We start from the raw sequence: 20,664 nt of genomic DNA on the forward strand, positions 1-20,664 counted from the left end.
ATATATCTTATTTAGTATGTACAATTTAATGTTTATTATGTACAATATAAACGAATACCAAGATTATTCTGGTTAGGGGAGGGATCCTGTTGAGCCTAGGTATCGCAGTGAGTGGAATGGGAAGAATCGGGAGACTTGTCGTAAGACAGCTTTGTGACGTGAGTCGTAGGGGGTTCAAGCTGCTCGCGATCAATTGCATTTATCCCGTTGAAACCGTGGCGCACCTCTTGAAATATGACACGGTGCACGGCAGATGGGATGCTGACATTTCCGTGAACCATGGCATGCTGGTCATCAACGGACATAAAATTCATGTTACCTTCGAACGCGACCCGGCAAATATTTCATGGGGGAGCCTCGGTGTCCAGCTGGTTGTTGATGCAACAGGGAAATTTAATGATCGAGATAGAGCAGCTATGCATCTTTCATCAGGAGCATCTCATGTATTGATTACCGCACCAGGCAAGCATATGGATCTTACGGTAGTGATGGGTGTTAATGATCATCTGTATGATCCGCATAAGCATCGGCTGCTGTCGGCGGCCTCCTGCACAACCAATTGTCTTTCCCCGGTTCTGCATATTTTGGATCAGGCCTTTGGGGTTGAGAGCGGTTGGATGACGACAGTGCATTCCTATACTTCCGATCAGAAGCATTTAGATAATCCGCACAAGGATCTCCGCCGAGCCAGGGCATGCACGGAGTCGATCGTACCTACAACCACAGGGGTCGGCCATGCGCTTGCCGATGTACTTCCGCATCTTGCATCCCGCATCCAGGGTATCTCACTACGTGTTCCGACACAAGACGTTTCGCTTATTGATCTAACCGTGAAGGTGAGTCACAGCACTACGATTGAGCAGGTCAAAGCTGTGCTCAAAGCGGCGTCTGAGGGCAGGGGCTCCCGTTATGTCGGGTATACAGATGAGCCTCTAGTATCGGCCGACTACATCGGCAGCTCCCAGTCGGCTGTGATTGACGGACCGTCAGTGATGGTCATGGGGGATCAGATTAAGGTATTGGCTTGGTACGATAATGAATGGGCGTACGCGAGCCGGGTCTCCGACCTGGTTCAGCTCATGGCGGAAAGGATGGAGCAGGTATGGACAAAGACGCTGCTCGCGTAGAGCTTGGAGTGATTCTGTGCAAGTATTGTCACACCGTGATCGGCACCTTCGATGCGGAAAAAGTAACTACGTACTATTCGGACTGCCAAGAGCAAGATTGCTACGAGGTGCGGCTCAGAAGGGAGGCAGACGCACAATGTTAAATTCTCCGGAGGGTATAATTAGCATGAAGGACGGAGGGAATCAGCAATCAAAGGCAGGCATCACTCATTATAATTTACCTGTTTCGCAATTACTCGAGCTAGCACTGGAACGTAAGGAAGGCGTTCTAACCGGGAATGGTGCTCTGCAGGTGTTTACCGGTAAATATACCGGCCGGTCCCCAAAGGATAAGTTCATTGTCGATGAGTCTTCTGTGAGAGATCGCATCGACTGGGGGGCCGTTAATCAGCCGATAAGTCAGAGGAAGTTCGACAGGCTGTTTCAAAAGGTACAAGATTACATGGTGGAGAAGGAATTGTTCGTCTTTGACGGCTTCGCAGGCGCCGACACGGAATATAGGCTTCCCATCCGGATCGTCAGTGAGTATGCATGGCATAGTCTGTTCGTTAAGCAGCTTTTTATTCGTCCTTCCCAGGAGGAGCTGCTGAAACACAAAGCCGAGTTTACAGTCATAGTCCTGCCGGGCTTGCGAGCGGATCCTACAGTGGACGGCACACGGTCGGAAACCTTTATTTGTATATCCTTTGAGAGAAAAACCGTACTCATCGGGGGGACGGAGTATGCGGGAGAAATCAAAAAGTCGATTTTCAGCGTGCTGAATTACCTGTTGCCGCTGAAAGGCGTGCTGCCAATGCATTGCTCTGCAAATATAGGCGATAAGGGCGAAGTGGCCCTCTTCTTTGGTCTATCTGGAACAGGGAAGACTACGCTCTCTGCAGATCCGACTCGTCGCCTCATCGGAGATGATGAGCATGGATGGACGGATCGTGGCATTTACAATTTCGAAGGAGGGTGTTACGCGAAGTGTGCAGGCCTGTCTCAAGATAAAGAACCCCAAATATGGCAGGCGATCCGCTACGGAGCAGTGCTTGAGAATGTCATTATAGACCCTGTGTCGGGAATGGTCGAATTCGGAGATACGTCCATAACAGAAAACACGCGCGCTGCTTATTCACTGGAGTCCGTTTCGCAAGCGGTGATCCCTAGCACGGCAAAGCATCCTAGCGTCATTGTTTTTCTGACAGCGGACGCCTTCGGTGTGCTTCCTCCGATCTCGAAGCTAACAAAGGAGCAGGCGTTGTATCACTTCCTATCTGGTTACACCTCAAAGCTTGCAGGTACGGAGAGAGGGGTCACCGAGCCGGAAGCCACCTTTTCCGCCTGCTTCGGTGCGCCGTTTCTTCCATTGCGGGCTTTGGATTATGCACACTTGCTCGGACAGAGGATCGACGAGCATCAATCCCGGGTGTACTTGGTGAATACCGGTTGGACCGGCGGTCCCTACGGAGTTGGACGCCGAATGGATTTATCGTTTACTAGAGCGATGATTGCCGCAGCATTAAACGGCTCGCTTGAGCAGATGAATTATACGATGGATCCGATCTTTGGACTTCATTGCCCCGCTGCCGTACCAGGTGTTCCAAGCGAGGTATTGCAGCCCCGTAATACGTGGGAAGATCAAGCGGCGTATACAGCTTCTGCGAGAAAATTAGCTGACCGGTTTATCCAGAATTTTAAAAAATTCGCCAACGTCGGCGATGCGGTTGTCATGGCCGGACCGCTTCAGGATAAATCCTAGCTACGGGGGACTTACGAGATGGAAACGACGTTGATCATAATAAAGCCGGATGGGATCCGAAGAGGCTTGGCGGGCGAGATTCTGAAGCGCATTGAGCAAAAAGGATTTCAACTATCCGCTGCGAAGCTGATGGAGCAGGCGGAACGTCATTACCAGGAGCATCGGGACAAATGCTTCTACAAAGGGTTGATCGCCTACATCACTTCCTCACCGGTACTTGCAATGGTATGGAAGGGCAAGGAGGCTGTTCGTTTATGTCGCTTGCTAATCGGCGATACCAACGTCCTGGAAGCAAAATCTGGAACGATACGCGGAGATTTCGGGAATGATATCGAGAAGAACCTCGTCCATGGCTCCGACTCGCCAGAAAGTGCCGTCTGGGAAATAGCTAACCTCTTTCGTTCGGAGGAACTGCTGGTATAACAACGAAAATTGAATAGAAAGAATGATAAACGACTCAAAATAAAAAAGAAGGTGCCAGCTTAACGGAGGCCACTGAAAGAGTCCATTCATATTAAAAGGTACAGTCCTTCAAGAAAAAATTAGAGGAGGCTGTACCTTTTTTGCCGAATCATTAAGGTATCACGAAAAGCGGATGAGAGTGAATGATCCGGCAACAACAGGTATTTTCTTCCTTTAGATGGTATGGGATACACCAAGACTTGATCCTAAAAGTGTCCTGAAAAAGGGGCATCGATTTAGCGAGGATAAGATGTTGCAGGATATCCCCCGGTTCACAGAAGTGTCGTTAGCAGCTTAGATACAATCTTTTAATAGATGACGAATTCAGATAACGAAGTACAGACAACTGAAGCACGGATGAGTCGGAACAAAACTAACATACGGACGAAGATCCTGTCGGGCAGCATATCCGACCACCACCTCATGGACAGGTTGAATGAAGGAATGTGGGAGCGAAGACTCTGTGAGACATGGGAGGGTTGACCTCCATGAGGCGATGTGGAGATCCAAAGGTGCAACCATAAATCTCCAGAATGTCCACTTTTTAAAAACAGGTGGTCTGGGTGGATGTGTTTTGCGCTTCCTTCTCCCCCATATTTTACATAATCTACAACCTTGTTCCACCGAGTGCTTGTCCCGTACGGAACAAAAACGTTCAAAATCTAAGAAAACGAGCGTATTTAAGAGGAAAACGATTCTCCATAGAGGGAGATTAAATCAATAATGGGTCTAGCATCTTTCCTGGAATTAGGTTATTATTGGAAGAATTACTTTGAGGAGAGATGCAGATGTCGGACATACAGGCAATTGTATTAGACTTGGACGGAACATTGCTCGGCAGCGACAAAAACATATCGCCTAGAAATTACGAGGCTGTTAAACGGTGTTATGATTCCGGAATTCATATTATCGTCGCCACGGCGCGACCGCCTAGAGCGGCCAATCAATTTGTAAAGAATTTTCCTTTTGCAGACTACTTGGTTTATTACAATGGTGCTCAAACAATATGCAAGTCTAAGCAAACTCAGCGGCACATTAGTATCCCTATGGAGATTAGTCAACAGATCAACAATTTCATCGAGTTACATGCACCTCAATCGATAATTAATTACGAGGTCAATGACTCATGCTATACGTATACACCAATTCCTGACTCGCAACTTAGTCATTTTGGTATCCGTTCAAATGATCCTAAACCCCTGGTTGTTGATAAGGATTTTATTAGTTCACTATCCCCAACCAAAATATTGGTTCATGGTTACAGCACATGGATGGATGTTATCGAGCAATTCGGTGATCATGTGAACGTAATCGCAACTGATGGAGGTGTATTGGTTCAAATCATGCAAAAATCAGCGTCAAAGGAAGATGCAGTGCAGTTGGTATTAAATGATATCGGGATAAATTCGGAACAAGTGATGGTATTTGGAGACGATTTTAACGATTTGGGACTTTTCCATATGTGCGGATTTCCAATTGCAATGAGTAATGGGATAACGGAACTAAAAAATTGTGCAAAACACATTACCGAATCAAATGATAACGATGGTGTTGCTGTTGCTCTTGAGAAATTTGTGGTGTAATCAATTGATGATAATGATTCACCTATCGAAGAACGTTAGTGGAATAACCAGGGAGCAGAACCGGCGCGGCAGCTGCTTCCTGGTGTCGTTGAAGTAACCAGCAGTATTGTTTGATGAAATCGAAATAAAGACTTCTAGGGGAATGGCGGTGTCAAATAGACCAAGGGTTTGCGCGGTAATTATTAAAGATGACCACATCTTAATGGTACTACATGATCATGGGGATCGAAGCTATTGGACCCTACCAGGAGGTGGAGTTGAAGAGGGCGAAACTCTTGAAGCAGCGGTGCTGCGTGAAGTAAAAGAGGAAGTTAATTTGAATGGAACAATCGTTCGACTTCTGTTTGAAGATGCATATACGAATGGACCCGAGTATTGTTTTTTGGTTCAAGTCACCGAGGACGAGAAAGAAGCTGAATTGGGTTATGATCCAGAGTTACTACCGGAGGATCAAGTTTTAAAAGGTATTGCATGGTTTACACTTACAGAAAAGAAGGATGACAAACAAGTAAAACGGGTACTTCAAACCTTGGGAGATTAAGTTAACGAGAAACGATAGTGCAAAGAAGGGAGCGCGAGCTGCTCTCTGTTTACGCTACTTTCTCCTCACTAAATATAATTCGACCGTTATCAATTAATATCAGAGTGTCAGCGACCTTATCCAAGTCAGAAGTAATATGAGAGGATAAAAAAACGCTTTTCCCATCTTTCACATAATCAAGTAAAATGTCCATCAACTCAAGTCTAACCTGAGGATCAAGCCCACTTGTTGGCTCATCCATGATTAATAAATCTGCATGATGGGAAATAGCCAATGCAATTGCAAACTTCATACGCATACCTTTGGACAGCGTGCCTATTTTTTGATTCAGCTGCAACCCAAACCGTTCGATATTATGATTAAACAGGGTGTTATCCCAATTGGAATAGGCTGCCGCGATAACGCCCTTCATTTCCAGCACTGTTAGCTCATCGTAGTAATAACCTTCATCCAATACAATGCCAATGAGGTTTTTGAATTCCCGTTCGTTTTTTTGAATATCCTCTCCGAAAAACTTTATTTCTCCAGCATCTTTTAATATTAATCCAAGTATCAGTTTAATTGTTGTAGTTTTACCTGCACCGTTAACGCCAATGAATCCATTAATACATCCCTCGGTTAAAGAAAAACTTACATTCTCCAATTTGAAACTCCCCAAGTGCTTTTTCAAACCGTTTACTTCCAATATCGGCTTCATTCTTCGCCCTCCTCGAAAAGCAAGTCCATCATAGCATATAGTTCACTTTTACTTATTCCAAGCAAGCGGGCAGATTCCCAAGCCTCAATTAACTTAACTTCAACCATGCGCCGTTTAGACTCTAGAAGTAGTTCGAAGTTTTCTTTAGCAACGAATGATCCTTTGCCTGCTTTGGTTGTAATAAAACCTTCCGATTCAAGTTCATCGTATACTCTTCGGGTTGTAAGCACACTAACATGCAAATCATTCGCCAATGCACGAATAGAAGGTAACATTTCTCCTTCCTTTAACTCGCCATGAATTATGGCATCCTTTATTTGATTTTTGATTTGTTGATATATCGGTGGATCGGACGCATTGGAAATAATAATCTTCATGTAACCTCCATGAAACACAACTGTGTATTAACCACATACACAGAATATACAGAAAACACATCGTTGTCAATGCACTTCATTATGTTGTAACTTAGTCAATCAAATGAATATAAAAAACGGCATCTCTGCCGTTTTACAATAAAGTATGGAAAGTGGGAATTTAACCTCTGATTTCCCGCCACCGCGATGTTGACGTTGTTGTTTTGCCATGTTCGAGGATAAGCTTGCAATGGCGTCTAGCGATTTGTAACAGTTGGTTTGCTGTTGTATCATCGATATCAAGTCCAGTTATAGAATAACGGTTATAATATTCATGTTATCAAGTCCCTTCATCTAGATTTGTTGATGTTTAGTAAGCTTGGATGGCAGGTTTTTGCAAGCATTCGATATCCGCAAATTTTGAAGGTGCCATCCACCGCTTTATCTTTGTTACATTGCCTTCCTTTTATAAATAAAGTGAACTCAATTGGTCCATATAGATCGACAAATGTTATTTTAAGGTTTATGGTGGTACGGAGAACCATAGCAATTATCAGGATTATGGGATGAACTTTCTGTCGCCCGGATACTCTTATATAGGAGCGAGGTGAAGAGATGAGGGTCGCCCTAAGGGTCAAACAAGCGCAAAGAGGGAACAAAGAAGCGCCTCTTCAATTGATTCTGGCTGAGAAGGATGTTTATTACAGGCTTGCTCTTGCTTACATGGGGCAAGAGCTGATTGCGCGGCAAGGTTTAGATTTTAATGGATTGGCCCCATTGCACCGATTTTAACTTTGACGTTCACGTTCACGTCCGCCTCTGAAAAAGCATCTCCCCAACGATCCTGAACTTTCTTCCATTCATCGTATGCAAAGGCCCGAGCGTAAAGACCGTATCCAAACGGGTCGATTTTGGCAGCTCGCGCCTTGCCGATCAGCCGCTCGAAACGCGATTTCAATATTTCCGCCATTTCGCGCTCCAATCTCGGCGCTTCTTGCCGTACATCGATCTTGAAATGACGATCGGTCAAGACGGCTGTCATATTGATCCCGATATCGAATTTGAGTTTGCCGTCTTTATGGCTTACCTTAGGTTTCGCAGATATGCCGGACGCTGAGAAGGAAAAGGCGCCGGGCTTGAACATGTCGCTGGCTGCTTTCACGGGATGGGTCAAGGTAAAGCTAAACTCGCCTTGCGTTTTATTTTGCAAAATGTGCAGCAACTTGGTTTCCTCCCCGTCGATGGAAAGCACATGCTTGCCTTTTTGGTCGAGCAGCGCGGTTCCGGTGATCACCAGTTCCTCTTTTTTTTGCATTTGGGTGATGCTCGCCGTTATTCCTTTTTCAATCATTTGCCGCCGCAGTTCCTGGAGCGATGTTTTTACGGTTAAGTTGCTGTAGTACACCGTTCGAATCAGCTTTGTCATATACATGGGGAGACGTGGTTTGTTTTTGGGCAAATAGCTTACGATGTCGTATACCGTTCCGTCTACCATGACGACTGTAGCATTAACGGTATTCTTTGCGTCCCGGTAAAACACGTCGAGCAGTGGGAACCAATTTTCATGCTCGAGCACCTTTTTTCCGATCATGATCACCTGAGCTTTCGCTGCCGAAGGCAGCGCCGAGAAGACCTTGTCGAATTCATCGCGGGATTGGCGGAGCGTCATCGCCTTTACTTGATAAAACTCTTCCTTAACCGTCGCTTCTTTGTTAAAGATAGGGCTGGATGCGGAAATGAGCAAATCGTTATTTTCGTCCAAATCAATGCCTACGAGCAGAACAAGCGAAACATCCTCAATGTTCCTTTTATCGATGCATCCTGTTAAGAAAACCATCGTAACAAACAAACATATCAAACTTCGTCTCATGAGACGCGTCTCCCCCTGAAAGCTTCCAATACGCGGACGTAGATGTATAGGACGACGGGCAGCAGGTAAATGAAGAATGAACCGAAATACGCATGAAGCTTCGCCCACCGATCCGACATATTCCATGTGGGGTGTACCAGAAAAACGGCAACGATGCAAGCGAACATGTACCAAGCACTGTGGGGCGTATGGTCCTTCTTGCCTATCAGATGGCTTGTACTGAATACCGCACAAAAAATGTACGGAACCCATGACCGTGAAACGACGAGTAAAAATAACGCCAGAAACACCATGTCGAAACGTTCCAAAAACCGGAACTCGATCACTTGAAGCAAATTCAGCACCGGCTGGTTATATTGCGTTATGTCGTCCGGGGCGAAATAGACGAAGCAGACGACCGTTACGTACAAATAAAGCAGACCTGTAAGCCCGTTGGCAATCATGAATCCGCGCAGGGCGTATTGTTTTTTTTGCAGGAACGGATAGATAAAGTAAAGCACTTCAATCCCCAAAAAGGAAAGCAGGGTCGTAGGCACAACATTGATGATTGGCTTGACTCCTTCCTTGAACAGAGGCAGTAAGTGAATCCAGTGCCCTTTCCACAATAGAAATATAAGGAATATCGGCATCCACACCGTAAGGTAGAACGCGATTTCATTATATCGGCCCTGCACGCGCAGCCCGTTGCGCGCGATCATGAAAACGGGGACGACGAACAGCAGCATGACGATATAATCTGGCGTCATCGGCAAAAACCAAGCCTTGATATAAAGCACTCCCCGAACCATACTAGTCCAGTTAAAAAAGAGAAAATAAGCGATCACCGGAAGAAGAGCCAGCTTCCCGATCCATTTCCCGAACAGCCGGCACAGCAAATCAGGAAGCGTATCGTCCGGAAATCGTTGTAACGTTAGCAGGGTTAGGAAGCCCGCGAAGGAATTGACACCCCAGGCGATAATGATGGAGATCCAACCATCGGTTCCGCTTTTCGCCGCCAATTCTCTCGGAAGCGAAAGAATGCCGGTACCGACTTGCGCCCCGAACAAGATCAATATATATTGCATGAAGTTGATCTCGTTAAATTTGTATTTCTTCACGGAGCGCCTCCTTTCGGATCATCAGGCTCTTTACGGATGGATTGAACGGGTCTGGCGCTTTTGGGCCGCTTGAACATGCTCCATAACGGCAGTCGGACGAACGTATCCTTCATGTCCGCCCAACGGAACGGGGCCAGCGGGCTCCCGTAAGGGGTTCCTAACGATTCAAGCGACACCAAATGGGCAATCAGTATCATTAACCCTACAACGATGCCGATAATGCCGAACAGAGAGGCGATCAGCATCATCGGGAAGCGCAAAAGACGGATGGCTGTTCCCATATCGTAGTTCGGGATGGTAAAAGAAGCGATCGCGGTGGACGCGACCACAATGACCATAATGTTGCTGACGATGTGGGCCTGTACGGCGGCCTGTCCGACGATGATGCCACCTACCATGCCTATGGATTGTCCTATGGGGGCGGGCAGCCGTATGCCTGCCTCCCGTATCATTTCCAGCATGATCTCCATCATCAGCGCTTCCAGTAACGGAGGAAACGGAACGCGCTCCCTCGATTCGGCGATCGACAAGAAAAGCTCCAGTGGTATGACTTCATGGTTAAACGAGATGAACGCGATGTAAACGGCCGGCAAAAAAACGGCGATCGTAAAAGCCACAAATCGAAGAAGCCGCAGAAATGAGCCGATTAGCCATCGAGAATTGTAATCGTCCACGCTTTGAAAAAATGAAATGAACGCCGCTGGGGCGACTATGACGCTTGGCGAGCGATCCACCACAACGACATATCTTCCTTGCAGCAGCTGAGATACAGCGGTATCCGGCCGTTCGGTCAAAATAAATTGTGGGAATGGGGAGAAGGAGTTATCCTCAATTAACTCAGCCAATTCGCCGGTATTGACGATCGCGTCGATGTCCAACTGTCGGATTCGATCCTGCAGCTCCTGCAGCACTTCCGGATGGGCGACGTCTTGCAAATACATGATCCAGATTTTTGATTTGCCGCGCCGTCCTACGGAATGCTCGGCGATTCGGAGCTCTCGGTTTGGAACGTACCGGCGAATGAGTGCAATATTTTGCATTCCGGTTTCCAGGAAGCCTTGGTGCGCGCCCTTCAGCGAGCTTTCCAGCTGTGGATCTTCGATCGCACGCTGCGGCCAACCCTGGGTGTCGTAAACCCGGGCTACCTGATCTCCCTCGATGAACAGGACGCTTTCGCCGGAAAGGACGGCTTGTTCCACATCTCCCCAAACGGTTACATGGCGAACGCCGCTGATCGTGGGGACAGGAATGCGATCGTTCCCCTCAGGGGCCTGATTCATCAACGGGCGCAAAACGTTGTTATTGATCGAATTTTTATCGGTCAAACCGTCCAAATAGACCAAAACCGCCGGAATTTCCTGCGGGCCTGCGAAAAAACGATACACGGCCATGTCGGGTGAGGCAGGGAATAAACGTTTGATTTCTTCGATGTTTTGGGTAATTTCGCGATGGAGCGGGCGGGAGTCGATATTCAGCTCCTTCGGACGGTTTGCCGCCGACGACTGGGCGTTCCGTTTTTTGTTGAAAAAGCGCATGAACAAGAACATTACCAACCACACCTTCCCAACCGTACATTCTGCTTTGTAACTTAAGATGGATAAAAAATGAAAATTTATTCAGACAACCGGGTTCAGATAAATACATTCGTAGACACGTCCTGAGAAATATTAGGTCGGGAATGAGAACAAGTTCTTGTCATTATAGGATCAAGTCCTTGTTATTAACCGAAATCACCAGCGCCCATTGCTGCCTCTGATCATGGATCCGTCAAGGTTCCCTTCGGCGCCTGTTCCCGAAACCAAGCACTGCCCGGAAGGAACCCACCGCCGCGAGGCAATGACTTTTGAATCTCCTGTGGCCGCCGCGTAGCTATGGCCGCGGAGCCATTTCCACGAAGCAAAACCTTCCCGAAACACTATCCCCAAATCAAGGACCATTCCTGAAAAAATCCAGGGAGACAAAATGATTCGAATTCTCTTTGGAATCATGAAAAAGGGGCATCCTTCAGTGAAGAAAAGATGATGCAGGATATTCCTCAACTCGCGGAAGTATCATTAGCAGCTTAAAAGACTCAAGTTAGACCGTAACGTGTAGAAATAAAATTGAGGGGATATACACCATGAGTGGTTTCATTGGAATCGAATTAATCGATCCTACTTCGAGAAGCAACATGAACTCACGAAAGAACTTTGGCAAAAACTACGTGAGCAGGGGATAAAAACTGGGGATAAAGGGATAGTCAATGGGATTTTCTACTCAAAATCATATGAGCACGCAAAGGTATTAAAAGCAAGTTTCAATGATTGGGATATACGCATTCAAGAACAAAAAGAGAACTACGCGCAAATAATATAAATTTCAACTCCAATAAGTAGATTGAGTATTAAAGCTTTGGTAGAACTAACCGATGTTTTCTTGATAGCCGCGGCAGAGACAGACACAAAATTTGATGGGCTTGAATTGGAAGTTAATGAAAATAAAAGAATAAATTCTCCTCGGTGGAAATTCTCGTGACGTATGAAATAACGTGATTCGGAACACAATCTAGACGCGGTTGCCAGCATAGAACAACGGCAGCCGCTGATCCCATAATACAACGGGTAGGATACTTCGATGCAGCTAGAAACCATGAGATAGTTTGGACGTATTTATAACAAATTGAAATTGGTGTTTCGGAGGAATAAATGGACATATTCATAGTATTTACTCTTGGCTTTTCTGGGTGCATTATTCTATTAGTTTCTATTATCGCTATAAAGGTTATAACAAAGAAGAAATTACCCGATAACAACTACACTCCATTTGATTACATAACAGCACAAACCAATATTGAATTTCATCAAGAAAAAGAAGGAAAAGAAGAAGAAACTGACAAAGGCGATGATAAATATAAGAACAGAAAGAAAACTAAGAGACTTAACTAACTGGGAAGGTACTGACAGAAAGAAGGAATGACGCTGCAATCAAAACGTATGAAATTAGTAATTATATTGTTGACGATGAACGGTTATTGAAGAAAAGGTTAGGGGATTAAACTATCGGAGAACGAAAGCGCAATAACCCAGGGAGCAGATCGGCACAGCAACTGCTCCTTGGCCTCGTTCATATCAGTTGAATGACAACAGCGGCAGTCTAAGACATTATTTTTCAAGTCTTGGTCAGCCGCTTTTTCTTTTTAATGGATCAGTCTAAAACTTATATTTCAAAAGCTGACGTTTCTTTAGTTCAAAAACCGTGTTAAATCAACGATTCCAGTCTAAAACTTTATTTTCAACGGACACCAAGAAGACTATATCAATCTCATTAGCGATAAATTCCCTGTGTTCGAAAACATCCGCGAGCTGTCTACGCGGGCCGAGCGAACCGTCAGCTATGAGCACTTGAGGATTATTGTCATCAGCGATAAAGTGGCGCGGAGTGAAAATTTAAATAACATCGTCAATTTCTTAATTAGAAACACGGAAACGAGACGGTCGATTCGAGTGGCGATTTCCCAGGGAAAAGCCAGAGAGGCATTTGTAAAGCGGGGGATCGTCAAAAATCCGTCCTTGGAAATAAGAGAATTAACGGATAATTATCGAACCACCTTAAAGATGGCCCCTGAAATTAAATTGGGGGATATGTCGGAAAATTTAACGGGAAAATCCAGCTTTATTGTACAGCGGGTAGACACCTCCAGAAAGGAAGCAAAAATAGCCGGAGCTGCAGCGATCAAAGGCGATACGGCCAAGATTGCCGGCTGGCTGAGCGAAGATGAGCTGGCCGGATTGAACCTGTTGAAGGGGGAAGGGAAAAACTTGGGTATTATCACAGGCGCAGATCCGGAGAGCGGACAAGCGATGGTTTACGAAATCCGAACGTTGAAAAGCAGAATCAGCCCCCAAGTCAACGGCGATACCGTCTCCTTTGCGGTAGACATCGCGACAGAAGGTAAATTGAGGGAAGATTGGGTTTACCCGGGCGACACTTTTGAAAAAGACTTCATACATCGAGCGGTACAAGCAACGGTTGAGGCTATCCGGAATGCGACCGAAAAGGTGCTTTCCAAAATGAAAAAGGATCTCAAGGTGGACGTAGCGGGCTTCGGAAAAAAACTCAGCATAAAATATCCGCAAATGTGGAAAAGGATGAAAAAAGATTGGGATCGGAAATTTAGCGAGATGCAGGTGGATGTCAAAGTAAACGTGAAGATCCAGGAATTTGGAACCAAAGGAGCGAAAAAGGGGTAGCTGCAGCGCAGGTAACGATGCCGGCCTCGCAGCTATTCCATGAGCTTTTTCGATTCCAGATATAGCACCTGAATAAACTTTTTTATATTATGGCGGATCAAGCCGGGAGAGGAAGCTTGCTCGCTTTCCAGTTCCCTCATTTTGATTCGTATATCGCTTAGGTCGAAAAACTTGGTAGCGTACTGCTCGAACTTCGGATTCGAATAATCGATCAAGCCAAGGGACGCCAGATGGGTCAGCGATTGGTTTACCGACCGCCGAACCCGTTGTTCGGCCGCTTTGATCTCTTTTTTTATGCCGGCTGCGGTAGCCGAGGGACCTAACTTTTTCCGGGCGATTTGCTGATAGATTTCCAGCAGCTGTGGGAAGCCCTGCTCTAATGGGTTGCTGCTCTCGTACCGGTATAAATAATCGAGTATTTCCAGCAAGTCTTTGACGCCGGCTTCACCAATCAGTCCGAGGTCCGATAGCACGTAGTTTCCGCAGGACACAATGCTCTTTTCGCCTGCGGAAGGCTCTTTAGCCGGTGCCGCGCCGCTTAAGCCGATGGCATTCAGCGTTTTCTGGATATCTTTAATGGAGTGCTGCAGCCGCAGCCGTTCCGTCACCTTACGAAGAACGGAAATTACTTCCAACCGGTTGATAGGCTTTGTAATGTAATACTCAACTCCAAGCGAATATGCTTTGCCTATCAGCTCCTTTGACTCCACTTGGGAAATCATGACGATCTTCCCGTCGAAGCCTCCGGACAGCTCGCGTACGGTCTCGATGCCGTCACGAACAGGCATTAGCAAATCGATCAGCACGATATCGATTTGCTTCATGGCAAGTAAAGCGATATCGATTTGCGCACCGTCTTCGGCTTCCCCCGCAATCGTTCCCAAATCCTCATCCTCAATAATTTGCTCCAGCATGGAGCGGACGGCCGGGTCGTCATCGACAATATAGAATCGCATCGCGCTATTCCACCTTCTTTGCTATTTGATCGAGAGGGAGCGTTATGGTGAAGACAGCGCCTGTCCCTCCGCCGGCGGTGCCGGCTTGTACGGTGCCGAGCATTCTCTCGACCTCTTGCTTGACGTAAGCCAAGCCGATACCTGTGGAAGCATTGCCGGATTTATCGTATTTCGTAGTAAAGCCGGGAAAGAATATTTTCTCCACGTGCTTGGAGGCAATGCCCGGCCCATTGTCGGCTACGCTGAAAATGACGGTATTGTGATCCCGCTTAACTACAATTCGGATACTGCCTGTTTCTTTTATCGCCTCAACGGCGTTGGCGACCAAGTTATTGAGAATTGACAAGGTTGCGTAGACATGACACGGGGGAAAGACACCATCCATGTGCAAGTCGAGCCCGATCTTCTTGCCGTGCGAACGGGCATACTTTCGATTGGAGCGCAGAACGATTCCCGCCAGTTCTTCCAGCGGCAAATATTCGCTTTCATGCGAGATCAAGCCGGATAGTCCTGCATAAATCCGTTGGTTGTCCTTTTTAATCTCGTGGACCTGCCCGGCGATCCGGAGTGCCTGCTGAGCGAGATCTTCCCGAAGCGGATGCTGGTTGTCCTTTAAGGATTGATAAAGCCCGTAGCTGTCCTGGGCGATATTTTCCGCATTGTGCAGCGTTTTATTCAATTGGATCGTTTCCTCATAAAGCTCGGAAATCAGCACGAGCATCTTCTCTTTTTCTTTGCGCTGCTGTTCTTCGGCAGCTTTGGATTGTCTCAGCTTTACCAGATTGAAAAAACCGAGCACAAAAAAGCTCCGAAAAAAAGCGATAAGCGCAATTTGCTTCCAAGTGGCTAAAGCAGTCAGCGGCGCTGCCGCCGGGCTGCGCAGCAGCAGCTCCACCGAAGTCGCGGCGATTTCTATCGTCACGCCCAATACGCCGAGCAGAAGCGGCCGGTGATGATGCCGGTTCATTCGAACCGCCGCGAAGACGATCGCATAGGTCAAGTAATAAAAAAATACCGGATAGTGATGCTGAAAAGCCGCTTCCCAGTCCCGGAGCGGCCCGAGCGTCGTCTCTAGTCCCATGCGGAAGATCGTAACCGCGGCGCCGACCAGCAATCCCGAGACAAGCGGAGAGACGGACCGGAGCCATAACAGGAACAGAAAGAAGGCGGGGGTTCCCAGACTTACCCGAAAATCATTTTGAAACGGGTAAAAATTCAATTCGCCCGCAATAGGTACCGTAACGATCATCAGCATGAAAGTCAACCATTTTTCTTTCAACGCGGCGCCCGGCCTCCTTTCCAAATCGAAGTAAAGTCTTTCGACATCGTTCGTAGTATTCCTTCCTTGGCCGATTCTAAAAAAAATAAAGACCAAAAAGTAGATTTATATAGATTTCTATAGAATCCCCATACAATTAAACTCATCCAAGGCAGCAAGTTTTCATGAAAAGAAAGCGCTTTACAATGAAGAGAAAAGGGGAGTCTGCAGTGAAAAAATTTGGTTTGGCTTTTCAAATCCTGATTGGCCTTGTATTGGGCGTGGCGGTAGGGGCTGTTTTTTATGGAAACCCGGCTATCGAAAGCTTCTTGAAGCCGGTGGGAGATATTTTCATTCGTCTGATCAAAATGATCGTCGTTCCGATTGTCGTTTCCTCTCTGATCGTCGGCATTGCGGGTGTTGGGGATATTAAAAAGCTTGGCAAGCTCGGCGGCAAAACGATTCTTTATTTTGAAATTGTGACGACGGTCGCCATTATTTTCGGTCTGCTCATAGCCAATGTATTCCAACCCGGTGCCGGTGTCAATATGGCCGGACTAGCCAAGTCGGATATTTCGAAATATGTTGAAACGACCGAGAAGGTGACCAGTCACAGCTTCACCGATACCTTCGTCAATATTGTCCCGAAAAACATTTTCGAGTCGTTCGCGGCAGGCGATATGCTGGCCATCATTTTCTTCTCGGTATTTTTCGGCTTGGGCATTGCCGCCATCGGCGACAAAGGGAAGCCGGTGCTGGCTTTTTTCCAAGGCGTTTCCGAGTCGATGTTCTGGGTAACGAACCAAATCATGAAGTTTGCGCCGATCGGCGTATTCGGATTGATCGGGATGACGGTATCGAAGTTCGGGGTCGGTTCCCTGCTTCCGCTCGGGAAGTTAGTGCTAGCCGTATACGTGGGCATGTTCCTGTTCGTGGCCATCATCCTCGGCCTGATCGCCAAGCTGTGCGGCACCAGCCTTATGGCAATCGTTCGCATTTTAAAAGACGAGCTCATCCTTGCTTTCTCGACGGCAAGCTCGGAAACGGCTCTTCCCAAGATGATGGAGAAGATGGAGCGCTTCGGCGTTCCGAAGGCGATTACCTCCTTCGTCGTACCGACGGGGTACTCGTTTAATCTGGACGGCTCTACGCTGTATCAAGCCATAACCGCTTTATTTATCGCGCAAATGTACGGCATCCATATGCCGCTCAGCTCCCAAATCATGCTGGTGCTGGTCTTGATGCTTACCTCGAAGGGAATTGCCGGTGTGCCGGGCGCATCGTTCGTCGTACTGCTCGCTACGCTCGGATCGGTCGGGATTCCGCTGGAAGGTCTTGCTTTTATCGCCGGGATTGACCGAATTCTGGATATGGCCCGGACCGTGGTCAACGTCATCGGCAATTCCATAGCTGCAGTTGTCATGGCGAAATGGGAAGGACAGTACGACCGGAAGAAAGGCGAGTTATATTTAGAGTCCGTCAAACAAGCTGCATAAGTCGAAAAACAGGGGGAAACGACGATGACAACAGCACAGCTCAGGGTGGAAAAAGATTTTCTCGGCTCCAAGGAAGTACCGGCCGGCGCCTATTACGGCATTCAAACGCTGCGCGCCGTTGAAAATTTTCCGATAACCGGATACCGCATTCACGAAGAACTGATTCGTGCGATGGCAACGGTCAAACATGCAGCGGCTACGGCGAACATGGAGATCAGACAGCTGAATCCGCAGATCGGGAATGCCATCGTGCAAGCGGCCCAGGAGATCATGGACGGCAAATGGCACGATCAGTTTATCGTCGATCCGATCCAAGGCGGAGCCGGAACCTCCATCAATATGAATGCCAACGAGGTGATCGCCAACCGGGCGATCGAGATTCTTGGAGGAACGAAGGGCGATTATTTTCAAGTCAGTCCCAACTCCCATGTGAATATGGCTCAATCGACCAACGACGCGTTTCCGACGGCGATTCATATCTCGACGCTTTCTTTAATTGAAAAGCTGATCGTGACGATGGAGGAGCTGCTTGCCGCGTTCCGCAAAAAAGCGGTACAGTTCGACGGGATTATCAAGATGGGACGGACGCATCTGCAGGATGGCGTACCGATCCGCCTTGGTCAGGAATTCGAAGCTTACAGCCGCGTGCTAGAGCGCGATATCAAGAGGATCAAGCAAACCCGCGGGCATTTATACGAAGTCAATATGGGCGCAACGGCCGTCGGAACCGGTCTGAATGCCGATCCCCGCTACATTAAGCGGGTCGTGGAGCTGCTTGCCGAGCTCACGGGACTGCCGCTAATCAATGCGGATCACCTGGTGGACGCTACGCAAAATACGGACGCTTATACCGAGGTGTCCGCGGCGCTGAAGGTTTGCATGATCAACATGTCCAAGATCGCGAACGACTTGCGTCTGCTCGCCTCCGGCCCGCGTACGGGACTCGGGGAGCTGAACCTGCCTGCGCGCCAGCCCGGTTCGTCGATCATGCCGGGCAAGGTGAATCCGGTCATGGCGGAGGTCGTCAATCAGGTAGCGTTCCAGGTCATCGGCAACGACCATACGATATGTCTCGCTTCCGAAGCCGGGCAGCTAGAGCTTAACGTGATGGAGCCCGTGCTCGTGTTCAATTTGCTGCAATCGCTTAGCATGATGATTCAAGTGTTTAAAGTGTTCCGCATCCATTGCCTGGAAGAAATCGAAGCGAACGTTGAGCGCTGCAGAGAGTATGTGGAGAAAAGCGTCGGGGTTATCACTGCGCTCAACCCGCATCTGGGTTATGAGGTCGTAGCGAGAATTGCGCGCGAAGCGATTTTGACGGGGCGTTCGGTACGCGAGCTGTGCCTGCTTTACAATGTTTTAACGGAAAAGGAGCTTGAGCTCATTCTCGATCCTTACGAAATGACGAACCCCGGAATTGCGGGGGCGGAGCTATTGGACAAGAACTAAAGAGCAGATGCAGCAACCGTTTCACCTAATTAAAGGAGTTGTGTAAAAACATGTCAGCCAGCACTTATATGATCTATCGTCTTCAAATCGATAAAGAACAAACCTCGCTCGGCGATATCGCCGCTGCGATCGAAAGGACAAGCGGGGACATCGTAGGGATCGACGTCATCTCGTCAGGCCGTTCAAGCACCGTCCGCGATATTACCGTGAATGTATCCGACCAGATGCACAGCGAGCAGATCGGCGAATCGCTTCAAAAGCTAAAAGGCGTGAAAGTGATTAACGTCTCCGACCGTACGTTCCTTGTGCACTTGGGCGGGAAAATCGAGATCGCCTCCAAAATTCCGGTGAAAAACCGCGACGATTTGTCACGGGTCTACACCCCGGGTGTCGCCAAAGTGTGTACGGCGATTGCGGAGCAGCCGAGCAAAGCCTATTCGCTGACGATCAAGCGGAATACGATCGCCGTTGTATCCGACGGAACGGCCGTGCTCGGACTTGGCGACATCGGACCGCTCGCGGCCATGCCGGTAATGGAAGGCAAAGCCATGCTGTTCAAGGAATTCGCAGGCGTGGATGCTTTTCCGATATGCCTGGACACGAAGGACCCGGACGAAATCGTCCGCATGGTAAAGGCCATGGCCCCGGCCTTCGGAGGCATCAATCTGGAAGACATTTCGTCACCTCGCTGCTTCGAAATCGAGGAGCGCTTGAAGCGGGAGCTCGATATTCCGGTGTTTCACGACGATCAACACGGAACGGCTGTCGTCCTACTGGCCGGTTTGTTGAATGCGCTCAAAATTACAGGCAAACAAATGTCCGATATTAAGGTTGTTGTGAACGGGATCGGCGCTGCAGGCATCGCTTGCTCCAAGATGCTGCTGGCCGCCGGCGTACGCAATTTGATCGGCGTGGACCGTGATGGCGCCATTCATCGGGAAGCGCATTACAACAATCCTCATTGGACGGAATTTGCCCGGATAACGAATCCGAATCTGGAAACCGGCAGCTTGTCCGAAGTGATCAGGAATGCGGATGTTTTTATCGGCGTGTCGGCTCCGAATATATTGAAGGTGGAGGACGTCCGGTCCATGGCGAAAGACCCGATCGTCTTTGCGATGGCGAACCCGATTCCGGAGATCGATCCGGAGCTGGCCAAGCCGTACGTTAGAGTCATGGCAACGGGAAGGTCCGACAAGCCCAATCAGATCAACAACGTGCTTTGCTTCCCGGGCATTTTCCGCGGCGCGTTGGACTGCCGGGCGAGCGAAATCAACGAAGCGATGAAGCTTGCGGCTGCGCAGGCGATCGCCTCCGTCGTAACCGATGAAGAATTAAACGAAACGTATATCATTCCGAGCGTGTTCAATCTGAAAGTAGTGGAAAAGGTGCGAGAAGCGGTGATTGAAGCGGCTTACCGTACCGGGGTTGCCCGAAAAATGCTGAGAGAATCCAATAAAGAGTAAGGGAACGCTGCTTCTTTTAACACGTTAGGCAGGGTGCTACCTTAACGGACTGAGCGGACGTTATTTGGTATTATTTCTATTTATTTGACATTTTAGGAGACAATAGGACCAATAATGCAGTTAGTGAAATAGTAATCATGATTTTTTTCATACAGTTACACCTCTGATGAATTATTGATAGGATGCCCAATATAAAATAAAAACTCCGAAAAATGGAGGCTTTCCCAATAGTCATAGAAATGACCTGGGATAGCCTCTTATTTTTGTAAACAAAAAGAAAACTACACCCTATCCTATCAACAACAATCTACCGTAATTCTCAAAAGGTCCTGGCGG

Annotated in this window: 18 protein-coding genes and 1 pseudogene; 11 read left to right on the plus strand and 8 right to left on the minus strand. The window is 47.8% G+C overall.

From position 1 onward, the window contains the following. Positions 1–89 precede the first annotated feature (89 nt). The 6 genes from gap (at position 90) to QMO62_RS25390 (ending at position 5,454) form a co-directional block, all read left to right on the plus strand. The gene (gap, locus tag QMO62_RS25365) at positions 90–1,127 is read left to right on the plus strand and encodes a type I glyceraldehyde-3-phosphate dehydrogenase (RefSeq protein ID WP_284645295.1); all 1,038 of its coding nucleotides are present in this window, start codon (positions 90–92) and stop codon (positions 1,125–1,127) included. Next, positions 1,103–1,270 (plus strand): GapA-binding peptide SR1P, encoded by a 168-nt coding sequence (locus QMO62_RS25370; protein WP_284645296.1) that lies wholly within the window; start codon positions 1,103–1,105, stop codon positions 1,268–1,270. The genes gap and QMO62_RS25370 overlap by 25 nt, the downstream gene beginning before the upstream one ends. Further along, the gene (gene pckA / locus QMO62_RS25375) at positions 1,264–2,868 is read left to right on the plus strand and encodes a phosphoenolpyruvate carboxykinase (ATP) (RefSeq protein ID WP_372516737.1); all 1,605 of its coding nucleotides are present in this window, start codon (positions 1,264–1,266) and stop codon (positions 2,866–2,868) included. The genes QMO62_RS25370 and pckA overlap by 7 nt, the downstream gene beginning before the upstream one ends. A gap of 18 nt (positions 2,869–2,886) precedes the next feature. Further along, positions 2,887–3,291: a nucleoside-diphosphate kinase gene (gene ndk, locus QMO62_RS25380; protein ID WP_284645298.1), complete on the plus strand. Its 405-nt coding sequence runs from the start codon at positions 2,887–2,889 to the stop codon at positions 3,289–3,291. A gap of 827 nt (positions 3,292–4,118) precedes the next feature. After that, positions 4,119–4,913: a Cof-type HAD-IIB family hydrolase gene (locus QMO62_RS25385; protein WP_284645299.1), complete on the plus strand. Its 795-nt coding sequence runs from the start codon at positions 4,119–4,121 to the stop codon at positions 4,911–4,913. 106 nt (positions 4,914–5,019) lie between these two features. Further along, positions 5,020–5,454, plus strand: coding sequence for an NUDIX domain-containing protein (locus QMO62_RS25390; protein ID WP_284645301.1), 435 nt, complete (start codon positions 5,020–5,022; stop codon positions 5,452–5,454). Positions 5,455–5,512: 58 nt separating this feature from the next. Here QMO62_RS25390 and QMO62_RS25395 read toward each other — a convergent pair. The 6 genes and pseudogenes from QMO62_RS25395 to QMO62_RS25425 form a co-directional block, all read right to left on the minus strand. Beyond that, positions 5,513–6,151, minus strand: a pseudogene (locus QMO62_RS25395) (ABC transporter ATP-binding protein); the annotation flags it as partial. Next, on the minus strand, positions 6,148–6,528 hold the full coding sequence (locus QMO62_RS25400; RefSeq protein ID WP_284645302.1) for a GntR family transcriptional regulator: 381 nt from the start codon (positions 6,526–6,528) through the stop codon (positions 6,148–6,150). The pseudogene QMO62_RS25395 and the gene QMO62_RS25400, both read right to left, overlap by 4 nt. Positions 6,529–7,267: 739 nt before the next feature. Beyond that, a complete protein-coding gene (locus QMO62_RS25410) occupies positions 7,268–8,377 on the minus strand; it encodes a Ger(x)C family spore germination protein (RefSeq protein ID WP_284645303.1) in 1,110 nt (369 codons plus the stop codon). Next, positions 8,374–9,474, minus strand: a complete 1,101-nt coding sequence (locus tag QMO62_RS25415; RefSeq protein WP_284645304.1) for a GerAB/ArcD/ProY family transporter — start codon at positions 9,472–9,474, stop codon at positions 8,374–8,376. The genes QMO62_RS25410 and QMO62_RS25415 overlap by 4 nt, the downstream gene beginning before the upstream one ends. Beyond that, positions 9,471–11,021, minus strand: coding sequence for a spore germination protein (locus QMO62_RS25420; protein ID WP_284645305.1), 1,551 nt, complete (start codon positions 11,019–11,021; stop codon positions 9,471–9,473). Before QMO62_RS25420 ends, QMO62_RS25415 begins: the two co-directional genes overlap by 4 nt. A gap of 183 nt (positions 11,022–11,204) precedes the next feature. Next, positions 11,205–11,462 carry a hypothetical protein gene (locus QMO62_RS25425; protein ID WP_284645306.1) on the minus strand — a complete coding sequence of 86 codons (258 nt, stop codon included), beginning with the start codon at positions 11,460–11,462 and terminating at the stop codon, positions 11,205–11,207. Between the two features lie 696 nt (positions 11,463–12,158). On the opposite strand from QMO62_RS25425, the gene QMO62_RS25430 reads away from it, so the two are divergent. Both QMO62_RS25430 and QMO62_RS25435 read left to right on the plus strand, forming a co-directional pair. Continuing rightward, entirely contained in the window at positions 12,159–12,398 is a 240-nt protein-coding gene (locus tag QMO62_RS25430) for a DUF3951 domain-containing protein (protein WP_284645307.1), read from the plus strand. Positions 12,399–12,767: 369 nt separating this feature from the next. Next, positions 12,768–13,703, plus strand: a complete 936-nt coding sequence (locus tag QMO62_RS25435) for a Ger(x)C family spore germination protein (RefSeq protein WP_284646673.1) — start codon at positions 12,768–12,770, stop codon at positions 13,701–13,703. Between the two features lie 32 nt (positions 13,704–13,735). Here QMO62_RS25435 and QMO62_RS25440 read toward each other — a convergent pair whose 3' ends face one another. Both QMO62_RS25440 and QMO62_RS25445 read right to left on the minus strand, forming a co-directional pair. Next, entirely contained in the window at positions 13,736–14,659 is a 924-nt protein-coding gene (locus tag QMO62_RS25440; RefSeq protein WP_284645308.1) for a DNA-binding domain-containing protein, read from the minus strand. A 4-nt stretch (positions 14,660–14,663) separates the two neighbouring features. Then, positions 14,664–15,938: a sensor histidine kinase gene (locus QMO62_RS25445; RefSeq protein WP_284645309.1), complete on the minus strand. Its 1,275-nt coding sequence runs from the start codon at positions 15,936–15,938 to the stop codon at positions 14,664–14,666. Between the two features lie 209 nt (positions 15,939–16,147). Here QMO62_RS25445 and QMO62_RS25450 point away from each other — a divergent pair, with 209 nt between their 5' ends. Genes QMO62_RS25450 through QMO62_RS25460 form a run of 3 tightly spaced genes read left to right on the plus strand, consistent with a single transcriptional unit; the run spans position 16,148 to position 20,328 of the window. After that, the gene (locus QMO62_RS25450; RefSeq protein WP_284645310.1) at positions 16,148–17,413 is read left to right on the plus strand and encodes a cation:dicarboxylate symporter family transporter; all 1,266 of its coding nucleotides are present in this window, start codon (positions 16,148–16,150) and stop codon (positions 17,411–17,413) included. A 24-nt stretch (positions 17,414–17,437) separates the two neighbouring features. Then, positions 17,438–18,862 (plus strand): aspartate ammonia-lyase, encoded by a 1,425-nt coding sequence (gene aspA / locus QMO62_RS25455; RefSeq protein ID WP_284645311.1) that lies wholly within the window; start codon positions 17,438–17,440, stop codon positions 18,860–18,862. 50 nt (positions 18,863–18,912) lie between these two features. Continuing rightward, positions 18,913–20,328, plus strand: coding sequence for an NAD-dependent malic enzyme (locus QMO62_RS25460; RefSeq protein WP_284645312.1), 1,416 nt, complete (start codon positions 18,913–18,915; stop codon positions 20,326–20,328). The last annotated feature ends 336 nt before the right edge of the window (positions 20,329–20,664 follow it).

Source organism: Paenibacillus silviterrae (assembly GCF_030167925.1).
GTDB classification, from domain to species: domain Bacteria; phylum Bacillota; class Bacilli; order Paenibacillales; family NBRC-103111; genus Paenibacillus_G; species Paenibacillus_G silviterrae.